Annotated in this window: 9 protein-coding genes; 7 read left to right on the top strand and 2 right to left on the bottom strand. The window is 71.9% G+C overall.

The features are described from left to right. Complete coding sequence (locus tag IE290_RS01085; protein ID WP_229874023.1) at positions 1 to 1977, top strand: 5-oxoprolinase/urea amidolyase family protein; 1977 nt, start codon at positions 1 to 3, stop codon at positions 1975 to 1977. Continuing rightward, positions 1974 to 3599, top strand: a complete 1626-nt coding sequence (gene atzF / locus IE290_RS01080; protein WP_191242591.1) for an allophanate hydrolase — start codon at positions 1974 to 1976, stop codon at positions 3597 to 3599. The genes IE290_RS01085 and atzF overlap by 4 nt, the downstream gene beginning before the upstream one ends. Positions 3600 to 3646: 47 nt before the next feature. Here atzF and IE290_RS01075 read toward each other — a convergent pair whose 3' ends face one another. Beyond that, the gene (locus tag IE290_RS01075) at positions 3647 to 4243 is read right to left on the bottom strand and encodes a transglycosylase SLT domain-containing protein (RefSeq protein ID WP_229874018.1); all 597 of its coding nucleotides are present in this window, start codon (positions 4241 to 4243) and stop codon (positions 3647 to 3649) included. 644 nt (positions 4244 to 4887) lie between these two features. Between IE290_RS01075 and IE290_RS01070 the strand changes: the two genes are divergently transcribed. The 4 genes from IE290_RS01070 to IE290_RS01055 all read left to right on the top strand — a co-directional run bounded on the left by IE290_RS01070 (position 4888) and on the right by IE290_RS01055 (position 9441). Continuing rightward, positions 4888 to 7968 carry a DEAD/DEAH box helicase gene (locus tag IE290_RS01070; RefSeq protein ID WP_191242589.1) on the top strand — a complete coding sequence of 1027 codons (3081 nt, stop codon included), beginning with the start codon at positions 4888 to 4890 and terminating at the stop codon, positions 7966 to 7968. A 78-nt stretch (positions 7969 to 8046) separates the two neighbouring features. After that, the gene (locus tag IE290_RS01065; RefSeq protein ID WP_191242588.1) at positions 8047 to 8403 is read left to right on the top strand and encodes an ArsR/SmtB family transcription factor; all 357 of its coding nucleotides are present in this window, start codon (positions 8047 to 8049) and stop codon (positions 8401 to 8403) included. Next, a complete protein-coding gene (locus tag IE290_RS01060) occupies positions 8400 to 8888 on the top strand; it encodes an SRPBCC family protein (protein ID WP_191242587.1) in 489 nt (162 codons plus the stop codon). The genes IE290_RS01065 and IE290_RS01060 overlap by 4 nt, the downstream gene beginning before the upstream one ends. 1 nt (position 8889) lies before the next feature. Beyond that, the gene (locus tag IE290_RS01055; RefSeq protein ID WP_191242586.1) at positions 8890 to 9441 is read left to right on the top strand and encodes a TIGR03086 family metal-binding protein; all 552 of its coding nucleotides are present in this window, start codon (positions 8890 to 8892) and stop codon (positions 9439 to 9441) included. 11 nt (positions 9442 to 9452) lie between these two features. Here the strand turns inward: IE290_RS01055 and IE290_RS01050 are convergent, their stop codons facing one another. Further along, on the bottom strand, positions 9453 to 10415 hold the full coding sequence (locus tag IE290_RS01050) for an SDR family oxidoreductase (RefSeq protein WP_191242585.1): 963 nt from the start codon (positions 10413 to 10415) through the stop codon (positions 9453 to 9455). A 118-nt stretch (positions 10416 to 10533) separates the two neighbouring features. Here IE290_RS01050 and IE290_RS01045 point away from each other — a divergent pair, with 118 nt between their 5' ends. Continuing rightward, positions 10534 to 11193 (top strand): TetR/AcrR family transcriptional regulator, encoded by a 660-nt coding sequence (locus IE290_RS01045; RefSeq protein ID WP_191242584.1) that lies wholly within the window; start codon positions 10534 to 10536, stop codon positions 11191 to 11193.

Here is an 11193-nt window from a genome sequence, read left to right as displayed (position 1 = left end):
GTGGAGGTACTCGCACCAGGGACGCAGACGACGGTCCAGGACCTGACCGGCCGGGGCGGCATGTGGGACGTCGGCGTGCCACCGTCGGGCGCGTGGGACGACCTGTCCTTCGCGCTGGCCAACGCCGCCGTGGGCAACCCGCCAGAGGCGGCCGGGCTGGAAGCGGTGGCCACCGGGCCGGTGCTGCGGTTCGAGCGGCGCACCACGGTGTGCCTGACCGGCGCGGCGCACCGCGCCACCGTGGACGGGCGTCCGCTGCGGCCGGGGATCCTCACCCCGGTCGCGCCGGGGTCGGTGGTCGACGTGGGCCCGTGCTCGGGCCCGGGCATGCGGGCCTACCTGGCGGTGGCGGGCGGGATCCGGGTGCCGGAGGTGTTCGGCAGCCGGGCGACGTTCCTGCTCGGCGGGTTCGGCGGCCTGGACGGGCGCGCGCTCGCCGCCGGGGACCGGCTCCCCCTCGGCCGCACCGAGAACCTCGCCGCACCGCTCGACGTGGCGCCGGTCCTGCCCGCGATGACCGGCGAGTGGGCCGTGCGGGTGCTCGCCGGCCCGCACGGCGCGCCGGAGTACCTCACCGAGGACGGCGCTCTCGAATTGCTGGAGACACCGTGGACGGTGGACCACCGAGCCGACCGCACCGGTGTGCGGCTGAACGGTCCCACGCCGCGGTGGTCGCGCCGGGACGGCGGCGAGGCCGGCCTGCACCCGTCCAACATCCACGACAGCGCCTACCCGGTGGGCGGGATCATGCTGTCCGGCGACACGCCGGTCGTGGTCGGGCCGGACGGGCCGAGCCTCGGCGGGTTCGTCGTGCCGTTCACGGTGATCCGCGCGGACCGCTGGAAACTGGCGCAGGCCCGGCCGGGCGATGCGGTGCGGCTGGTGCTGGTGTCGCCGGAGGAAGCCGAGGCGATCAACGCCGAGCGGGCCGCGCTCCTGGCCGATCCTCGGGCCGCCGTCGCGGCGGAGTTCGCAGGGACGCCCGCTCCGGTTCCGGCGCTGCCCGCGCCACGGACGGACCTGCTGCGGGAGCACGGCTTCCTGCGGCAGCGGGCCGACCCGGCGGTCGTGATGCGCCGGGCCGGGGACCACCACCTGCTCGTCGAGGCCGGTCCCGCGGTGCTGGACCTGCACGTGCGGGTCTGGGTGCACCTGCTCGCCGAGGCGCTGCGGGCGTCGGCGACCGACGGCGTCACCGAGATCGTGGAGGGCGTGCGGTCGCTGCTGGTCCAGGTGGACCCGGACCGGCTGCCGGTGACGCGGCTGGCCGGGTTGCTCGACGAACTCGCGGGCGCGGTGCCCGATCCGGCCGGCGCCACGCTCGACGTGCGGGAGGTGACGTTGCCGATCGCGTTCGACCACCCCGCCGCGCACGAGGCCATGGCCCGGTACACGCGCTCGGTGCGGCCGGACGCGCCCTGGTGCCCGGACAACGTCGAGTTCATCCGGCGCATCAACGACCTGCCCGAGCGGGACGACGTGTTCCGGATCCTGCGCGAGGCGACCTACCTGGTGATCGGGCTGGGTGACGTCTACCTCGGCGCCCCGGTCGCGCTGCCGGTCGACCCGCGGCACCGGCTGGTGACCACGAAGTACAACCCGGCGCGGACGTGGACGCCGCAGAACGCCGTGGGCATCGGCGGCGCCTACCTGTGCGTCTACGGAATGGAGGGTCCGGGCGGTTACCAGCTGGTCGGGCGGACCGTGCCGGTGTGGCGGCACGTGCCGGGGTCGGACGAGCGGCCGTGGCTGCTGCGGCAGTTCGACCGGCTGCGGTTCACGCCGGTGACCGCCGAAGAGCTGGCCGACCTCCGGGCGGACGTCAAGGCCGGGCGATCCACGCTGGACACCCGGCCGGCGCGGTTCTCGCTGTCCGAAGTGGACGAGCTGGAGTCGAAGCACCGCGAGGAGATCGCCTTGTTCCGCAAACGCAGGCAGGCGGCGTTCGACGCCGAACGGGAGAGGTGGGCACGATGACTCCGCTGGTTGCCTTGAAGGCGGCCCGGGAGGTGGACCAGCCGGTGTTCATCTCGCTGCTGGACGAGGACGGCGTCCGGTCCGATTCGGACGGTCCCCTCGGTGGGGTGCCGTTCGCCGTCAAGGACAACATCGACATCGCGGGGGTGCCGACCACCGCCGGCTGCCCCGCGCGCGATACCCCCGCCACCGAGACGGCGTTCGCGGTGCGGCGGTTGCAGGACCAGGGGGCGGTGCCGATCGGCAAGACCAACCTGGACCAGTTCGCCACCGGACTGGTCGGCACCCGCTCCCCCTACGGCGCGTGCCACAGCGTGTTCTCCCCCGCGCACGTCAGCGGCGGGAGCAGTTCGGGAAGCGCGGTGGCGGTCGCGCTCGGCGTGGTGTCGTTCGCCCTGGGCACCGACACCGCGGGCAGCGGGCGGGTTCCGGCGGCGTTCAACGGCCTGGTCGGGGTGAAGCCGACCCGTGGGCTGGTCTCGACGCTCGGGGTGTTGCCCGCGTGCCCGTCGCTGGACTGCGTCACCGCCTTCACCCGGACCGTCGCCGAAGCCCGCCCGGTGCTGGACGCGCTGATCGGCTACGACGCGGCCGACCCCTGGTCGCGGCCGGTGCCCGCGCTGCTGCCACCCGGTGTCGCCCAGCGGATGCGGGTGATCGCGGTGCCGGACGCGCCGCTGGACCTGGATCCGGAGCACGAAGCGGCGTGGCAGGCCGCACTCGCGCACGCCGAGCGGGTCGCGCACGTGGTCCGGGTGGACGTGACGCCGTTCCTGGCGGCGGCCAGGCTGCTGTACGAGGCGGCGTTCGTGGCCGAGCGGCTGGCCGCGTTCGGGCACCTGCTCGACGGGCCGGGCGTGGATCCGACCGTGGCGGGCATCGTGCGCGGCGCGGACCGGTACTCGGGCGCGGACGCCTTCGCCGGGCTGCACGAACTGGCCCGGTTGCGGCGGCTCGCCGAAGGCGCCTTCAGCGGCGCGGACGCGCTGCTGCTGCCGGTGACGCCCGGGCATCCCACGCTGGCGGAGGTCGCGGCGGATCCGGTCGGGGTCAACACCCGGCTGGGCAGGTTCACCAACATGGCGAACCTGCTCGACCTGTGCGCGGTCGCCGTGCCGACCGGGACGCGTCCGGACGGGCTGCCGTTCGGGGTGCAGCTGCTCGCCCCGGCGTTCGCGGACGGCCCGCTGCTGGACCTGGCGGCGCGCTGGACCGGGGAGACCGTCGCACCACCAGCGAGTCGCACGTTGCTGGCCGTCGCGGGTGCGCACCTGTCGGGTCAGCCCGCGAACGGCGACCTGGTCCGGCTCGGCGGTGTGCTGCACAGCCGGGCCCGCACCGGACCCGGCTACCGCATGTACACAGTGGACGGACCGTTCCCGCGACCCGGTCTGCTCCGCGGCGACGGTCCCAGTTCCGGTGTCGAGCTGGAGGTGTGGGACCTGCCGGAGGCGGCGATCGGCGCGCTGCTGCCGACGATCGCCGAACCCCTGCACCTGGGCCCGCTGACGCTCGACGACGGGTCCACCGTGCTCGGTTTCGTCGCCGACTCCTGGTGCGCGGACCCGGCCCGGGACATCACCGGCCACGGCGGCTGGCGGGCCTACCTGGCGAGCCGCTGAACCACCGCGAGCGCCCGTCCGAAGTGGACGGGCGCTCGACGGGTGGATCAGTAGCCGCGGTAGCCGCTGCCCTTCAGCATGGACTTCAGCCCGGGGTGGCCGTCGAAACCGCCGTAGCGGCTGATCGTGTAGCGCACCCCGGCGATGATGTTGTCCACCGGGTTGAAGATGTCGTCGTGGCCGGGCAGCTTGTGCGCGTTGAAGGTCGAGTCGATGCACTGCATCAGGCCCTTGGAGGGGTGACCGGCGCGCCAGTTGCTGTCCCAGCGGTTGACGGCGTTCGGGTTGCCGTTCGACTCCTTGTCGATGATCGTGCGGATGGCCTGCACGTCACCGCCGTCGACCGGCACGCCCTGCGCCCGCATGACGCGGATGGCCTCGTTGACCCAGCCGGCGATCTGGTCGCCGGTGGTGTCGAACACCTCCGGCGCGGGCGGCGGGGGCGGAGCCGGTTCCGCGGCGGGGGTTTCCGCGGCGACGGGGTCGGGTGCCGGGGCGGCGGGGATGTCCAGGACCGGCGCCGGGGTGGTGACCACCCACGTCGACGGCGGCCCGAGGACCGGGGCGACGGCGACGGTGTCGGCGACCGGGGTCGCACCGGCGACGGGCGCCGGCGGGGCGGCCTCGCCACTGGTGCTCGCCATGGCGAGCGGGCTGGCGGAGCCGGCCATGGACATCATGAGCAGGCCCGCCGAAACGGACGTGCGCGCGCTGATCCGGCCGAGGTTCTTCGGTTTGGCTGCGTGCCGCGGGCGGTACCTGTCCGGGGAAAACAGGGCCGCCTTTCGGGGAGCACGGTTATTCGAATTATGGCTTCCCATGAACGGGAGGTCTCCTTGCTTGACGTTCAGCCACGCCGACCCTGTCGGGGGCCAGGCCGGCGGGGGCCGTGGGGAGACGGGAACGGGGGATTTCCCGGTCTCCGCGAGGCCTCAGCCAGATTACGAACGCGCAACGGAGATATCACCAAACGGTGACTGACCCCACAGTTTGAGGGGGTGGTGAGCGATCTTGCTGAGCGGCGTTTGCGCAGCGCTAACGCCGTTTCTACCGCTCGGTAGTAGCACTGCTACTACCCCTGCTCGGGGCCGGTTCACCGGGTCCGGGAGGTTACGAGCGGAGTGAAAGATCTTCGACTTCGGCGGGCCGGTTGGCGCCTACCGCACTCCGGCGGCGAGCGTTGATCAGCCATCACATCCCACAAGCGCTCACGTGTTCGAATCAGCGTCAAATACCTTTGCCTAGATCGCCTTCCGTGGAGACGGCCGCTCGTGGCAGAGTGATCATCATGGAGCCGCTCGCCCACGGGGTGTACGAAGCTGTCCGCACGCACCGCCTCGATCGGGCGCTCGATGCGGCGCGGGAGCGGTTCGCGCCGGAGTTCAGCGGCGTCGACGAGGCGGATGCTCCGGAGGTCATCGCCCGGCACGTGGCGGACGCGGTGCGCCGGGTGATCGCCGAGGAGTCCGACGGTGGCCGGCGGGTGGAGCTCGCGAACCGGGTGCTGAGCATGCTGGCCGCCGAGGACGATCGGCTGACCGACACGTTGCAGCAGCTCATCGCCCTGAGCGAGGTGACGGGCACCGGCGCGCGCCAGCACATCCGGCCGGTCACGCCGCTGTCGCAGGCAGCCCTGCTGACCAACGCCAAGGAAGAGCCCAGCCTGTCCGCCGAGCTGCGGGCCGAGCTCGCCAGCGCCGACCGCGTCGACCTGCTCTGCGCCTTCATCCGCTGGCCCGGCCTCCGCCTGCTGGAAGAGGTCCTGCTCGACCTACGGGACCGGGGTGTCCCGTTCCGCGTCCTGACCACCACCTACGTGGGTGCGACGGAGCGCCCCGCGATCGACCGGCTGGTGAAGCAGTTCGGCGCCCAGGTCCGGATCAGCTACGAGACCCAGTCGACGCGGCTGCACGCGAAGGCTTGGCTGTTCCGCCGTAACTCCGGCTTCGACACCGCGTTCGTGGGCAGCTCGAACCTCTCCCGGTCGGCGCTGGTCGAGGGCCTGGAGTGGAACGTCCGGCTCTCCGGTGTCGCCACACCCGAGCTGCTGCGCAAGTTCGAGGCGACCTTCGACTCCTACTGGGAGTCCAGCGCCTTCGTCCCGTACGACCCGGACACCGACGCCGACCGGTTCGACGACGCGCTCCGCCAGGCGGGACGCCGCGGCAGCGCACCGGCGACGATCAGCCTGGCCGGACTGGAGGTCCGGCCCCTGCCGCACCAGCAGGAAATCCTCGAGGCGCTGGAATCCGAGCGCCAGGTGCACGACCGCCACCGCAACCTGGTGGTCGCGGCGACCGGGACGGGCAAGACCGTGATCGCCGCGCTGGACTACCGGCGACTGCGGGCGGACGGGGACCCCACGCTGCTCTTCGTCGCGCACCGCAAGGAAATCCTCCAGCAGGCGCTGCGGATCTACCGCGAGACGCTGATCGACGAGAAGTTCGGGGAGGCCTACGTCGGCGGCGTCCGGCCGGAGCGGTGGCGTCACGTGTTCGCCAGCATCCAGGGCCTGGACGCACACGGCATCGACAAGCTGCCGCCCGAGCACTTCGACGTCGTCGTGGTCGACGAGTTCCACCACGCCGAAGCGCCCACCTACCAGCGGCTGCTGGGCCACTTGCGCCCCAAGGAACTCCTCGGGCTCACCGCCACACCCGAGCGCGCGGACGGTCGTGACGTCCGGGAACTGTTCGGCGGGCGGACGGCGTTCGAACTGCCGCTGTGGGAAGCGCTTTCGGCCGATTTGCTGATCCCCTTCCACTACTTCGGCGTCGCCGACGGGGTCGATCTGGCCGGCGTGGAGTGGAAACGCGGCAGGTACGACGTCAGCGGCCTCGAGCGGCTCTACACCGGCAACGACGCCCGCGCGGCGAAGGTGCTGAAGGAACTGCGGGACAAGGTGACCGACGTCGCGACGATGCGCGCGCTCGGGTTCTGCGTGACCATCGCGCACGCCGAGTACATGGCGCGGGTGTTCCGGAACGCGGGGATCAACGCCCTGGCGGTGTCCGGCAACAGCTCGCCCGCGGACCGCGAGCGGGCCATCTCCGCGCTTCGGGCCCGCGAGGTGAACGTGCTGTTCGCGGTCGACCTGTTCAACGAGGGCCTGGACATCCCCGAGATCGACACCGTGCTGTTCCTGCGGCCCACGGACAGCGCGACGGTCTTCCTGCAGCAACTCGGCCGCGGGTTGCGGCGCGCCCCGGGCAAGGCGGTGCTGACCGTGCTGGACTTCATCGGCCAGCACCGCAAGGAGTTCCGGTTCGACACCCGCTACCGCGCGCTCACCGGGGCCACCCGCCGTGGGTTGCAGCGCCAGATCGAGCAGGGTTTCCCGTTCCTGCCCGCGGGATCGCAGGTGGTGCTGGACCGGGTCGCGCAGCGGATCGTGCTCGACAACGTCCGCACCCAGCTGCGCTTCACCCGGTCCCAGCTGGCGGCCGACGTCCGTTCCCACGGTGACCTCGCGCTGGCCGACTACCTCCACGCGGCCGATCGGGAACTGGTCGACGTCTACCGCGGCGGCGGGTCGTGGACCGGGTTGCGGCGCGACGCGGGTCTGCCCACCCCGCCCGCCGGTCCGGACGAAGGCTCACTGCTGCGGCGGATGTCGGCCTTCACGCATGTCGACGATCCCGAGCGAGCCGAGGTCTACCGGCAACTCGCCACCGCCGACGGGCCGGATTACGAAGACCTCACCGAGCGGCAACAGCGGCTGGCCAGGATGTTGCTGTTCACCCTGTGGCCGAAGCGCGGCGAGTTCCGGTCCTACCGCGCCGGCCTGGATCGTCTGCGCCGGCACCCAGCGGTGTGCGCCGAGATCGCCGAGCTGGCCGCGCTCGGCTTGGACACCGCCCGGCACGTCCCGGCCTCCCTCGGCGAGGGGCTGCAGCACGTGCCCCTGGCCAGTCACAGCCGGTACCGCCGGGAGGAGATCCTCGCCGCGCTGGGTTATGCGACCCTCCAGCGCGTCCCCGGCAACCACGTGTCCGGCGTCGCGTGGTGTGAGGACACCCGGACCGACGCGCTGTTGATCAACCTGCGCAAGAGCGAGAAGGACTTCTCCCCCACCACGATGTACCGCGACTACGCGATCAGCCCCGAGTTGTTCCACTGGGAGTCGCAGAACGCGACGTCCCTCGACTCGCCCACCGGCCGGCGATACCTCGCGCACCGCGCGCAGGGCAGTCATGTGGTGCTCTTCGTGCGTGAGACCAAGACCGACGACCTGGGCGCCGCGCCGTTCGTCTGCCTGGGGCCCGCGTCCTACGTGGAGCACCGCGGCGAGCGGCCGATCGCGATCACCTGGCGCCTGCACCGGCCGATGCCGGCCGACGCGTTCTCCGTGGCGAGCGTCGCTGGGTGACCTTCCTCAACCGTTTGGTTGACAACGACGAGGACCAGGACCTACCGTCGTCCTCAACCAAGTAGTTGAGGAACCACGGTGGACGAGACGACCGAGCAGCTCAACCGCGTGTTCGCGGCCCTGGCCGACCCGACCCGGCGTGACCTGGTCGCCCGGCTGGCCGCCGCGGACGCCACCGTCGGCGAGCTGGCCGAGCCGTACGACATGAGCCTCCAGGCGGTCTCCAAGCACGTGAAGGTGCTCGAGGAAGCCGGGCTGGTGACCCGCAGCAAGGTGGCCCAGCGGCGGCCCGTCCACCTGGACGCGGAGGTGCTCGACCTGATGACGAAGTGGATCGAGCGCTACCGGCGCCAGGCCGAGGAGCGGTACCGGCGCCTGGACGCCGTGCTGTCCCGCATGGCCGAGACGGACCAGCCCCAGGAGGACGCATCATGACCAGCACCCGGCAGGAAACCCGGATCGTGGCGGCCGACAAGGTGCCGACCATCGAGATCATCCGCGAGTTCGCCGCACCACCCGAACAGGTGTTCCGCGCCCACGTCGACCCCGACCTCTACGCGCAGTGGGTCGGGCCGCGCTCACTGTCCACGAGGATCACCAGGTGGGACGCCCGGACCGGCGGCGAATGGGCCTTCGCCAACGACCGCGACGGCGAGGAGATCGCCTCGTTCTACGGCAGCTTCCACGAGGTGCGCCCGCACCAGCGGATCGTGTGGACGTTCACCTACACCGGCGAACCCGACGGCGTCGCGCTGGAGACGCTGACCTTCGAAAGGCTCGACGGCGGCGGGACGCGGCTGACGGCGCTGAGCGTGGTGAAGGACTTCGAAACCCGCGACGGCATGCTGTCCAGCGGCATGGACGTCGGGGTCAAGGAAGGCTACGAAAAGCTCGACGAACTGCTCGCCAAGGGAGCCTGACATGACACCGGCCCAGCAGCACGCCCAGGACGCGGCCCGGTTCACCGGCCTGGTCGAATCCGCCTCCCCCGGCGACTGGGCGCGCCCCAGCCCGGTTCCCGGATGGACGGCGCTCGACGTCGTCAAACACCTCGTCGAGTGGTCCCGCGGGTTCCTCCACGGCGCCGGGATCGACCTCCCCGCCCTGGACGTCGACGCCGACCCGGCCGCGGCCTGGAAGCAGCACGTCACCGACATCCAGGCGATCCTCGACAACCCCGCCGGGCGCGTGCTGAGCAACCCGCACATCGGCGACAAGCCGGCGGAGGAGGCGATCGACCAGTTCTACACGAACGACGTCTGGATGCACACCTGGGACCTGGCGAAGGCGCTCGGCCGCGAACCCGACCTCGGGCAGGACCGCTGCGCCGCCGCGCTCGCCGGCATGCGGCCGATGGAGCAGATCCTCCGCGACAGCGGACAGTTCGGCCCCGCGGTCCCCGTCCCCGACGACGCCTCCCCGCAGGACAAGCTGATCGCCTTCATCGGCCGCGACCCGGCCTGGCGCCCCTGACGAACCGCACCTCAGGCCCGTGCTCGCGTGCGCGGTGCCGGGAAGCGGAAGCCGGTCAAGTCCTCGGAGATTTCCCAGATCCGGCGGGCGTCGTCGGTGCTGCGCAAGCGCGGGTACAGCTGTTGTCCGGCCGGCGGGCCGGACAGGTGGCGGAAGCCGCTGGGCCCGTAGAAACGGCCCCCCTCGGCGTCGGGTGAGGTCGCGGCGTAGAGCGCGGGCAGCAGCGCCGATTCCACCTTCCCGAACAGAATGCCGCGAGCGGACAGCGCGCGGATGAACCGCACCAGCGTGGCGTCGCGTTCCCGGCCCACCTCCGGGCGCGCCGCGAGGAGATTCGTGGGCGTCACTCCCGGATGGGACAGGTTGCTCGTGATGCCCCAGCCGCCTTCCCGGCTGCGCCGCTCGAGCTCGAGACCGAACAGGCCGAACGCGATTTTCGACTGGCTGTAGGCCCGGTTGCCGTGGTACCCGCGCTCCCACTGGAGATCGTCCCAGTTGATGGAGTGCCGGCCGGCGGCGACGCTGATCTGCGACGTGACGCGCGCGCCACCCGCGCGCAGGAGCGGGAGGATCCGCGCCACCAGGGCGAAATGTCCCAGGTGGTTGGTGCCGAACTGCAGCTCGAAACCGTCCTTCGTGGTCTGCCGATCGGGCGGCGTCATCACCCCGGCGTTGTTCACCAGGATGTGGATCGGCCGCCCCTCCTCGGTGAGCCGGTCCGCCACCGCGGCGACCGACTCCAGTGACGACAGATCCAGGTCACGCAGGGAGATTCCGGCATCGGGATGGCGGCGGTGGATCTTCGCGATCGCCGCCTCCCCCTTGCGCCGGTTGCGGACCGGCACGACGACCTCCGCACCCGCCGCGGCGAGCCGGGTCGCCAACCCCAGGCCGACGCCGTCACTGGCTCCGGTGACCACCGCGAGCTTGCCGGTGAGATCGGGAACCGGGATGTCCGGCGTGGTCCTCGCCATGGTCGTCCCTTCCGGCCCACCCTGGGTCTGACAGATGTCAGATTACGGCGGATCTGACACCTGTCAAGTCACGCCCCCCAGGAGGGGACGTGGGTGGAGCCGTGGCGAGAATGAGCGCATGGCACAGGAGTCGGTGACCGGCGCGGCGCGCGGACCGGGACGTCCCGGCGCGGGCACGCGTCCGGTGCCCGGCGAGGCCGAGATCCTCCGGCGCGGCATGGAGGCCTTCGCCGAACTCGGCTACGACCGGACCTCGGCCAGGGAACTCGCGAAACGCCTCGGCGTCAGCCACAACTTCATCAACGACCGCTACGGGTCCAAGGCCAACTTCTGGCGCGCCGTGGTGGACTCGCTCCTCGAACGCGATCAGCACGAACGCCGGCGGCTGCTCGAAGCCGACGTGGACGACGCCGAGCGGGTCCGCGCCGTGATCACCCACTTCTACCAGTCCGCGGTCGAGGCGCCGCTGCTCGGCCGCCTCCTGGCCGACGAGTTCGGCCGCGAGTCCGAGCGCTTGGACTACCTCTACGACAACTACGTGGCACCGGTGCTGGGCCCGCTGATCCCGGCCGTCGAACGGCTCATGGCGGCGGGCCGCATGCCCACCGTGCCCGTGGACGTGCTCTTCTTCGCCGTGATCAGCCCGGTCGCCGCCCTGGTGCAACTGCCGCTGGCGCACCGGCTCGGCCGGGCCCACCCGGTCACCCGGGAAAGCCAGGAACGCACCGCGGGCGAACTCGCGAACCTGATCGCGGACGGACTGCTCGGCCCGCGCTGA

Origin of the sequence: Amycolatopsis deserti (assembly GCF_014653945.1) — a bacterium.
In the GTDB taxonomy this organism is placed as follows: domain Bacteria; phylum Actinomycetota; class Actinomycetes; order Mycobacteriales; family Pseudonocardiaceae; genus Amycolatopsis_E; species Amycolatopsis_E deserti.
This window is presented reverse-complemented; position numbering and strand designations above follow the sequence as displayed.

Bases quoted from the DNA above. Each gene is read 5' to 3' on its own strand.
- IE290_RS01070 (WP_191242589.1), top strand. From the start codon at position 4,888: ATGGAGCCGCTCGCCCACGGGGTGTACGAAGCTGTCCGCACGCACCGC.
- IE290_RS01075 (WP_229874018.1), bottom strand. From the start codon at position 4,243: ATGGCGAGCACCAGTGGCGAGGCCGCCCCGCCGGCGCCCGTCGCCGGT.
- IE290_RS01050 (WP_191242585.1), bottom strand. From the start codon at position 10,415: ATGGCGAGGACCACGCCGGACATCCCGGTTCCCGATCTCACCGGCAAG.
- IE290_RS01045 (WP_191242584.1), top strand. From the start codon at position 10,534: ATGGCACAGGAGTCGGTGACCGGCGCGGCGCGCGGACCGGGACGTCCC.
- atzF (WP_191242591.1), top strand. From the start codon at position 1,974: ATGACTCCGCTGGTTGCCTTGAAGGCGGCCCGGGAGGTGGACCAGCCG.
- IE290_RS01060 (WP_191242587.1), top strand. From the start codon at position 8,400: ATGACCAGCACCCGGCAGGAAACCCGGATCGTGGCGGCCGACAAGGTG.
- IE290_RS01055 (WP_191242586.1), top strand. From the start codon at position 8,890: ATGACACCGGCCCAGCAGCACGCCCAGGACGCGGCCCGGTTCACCGGC.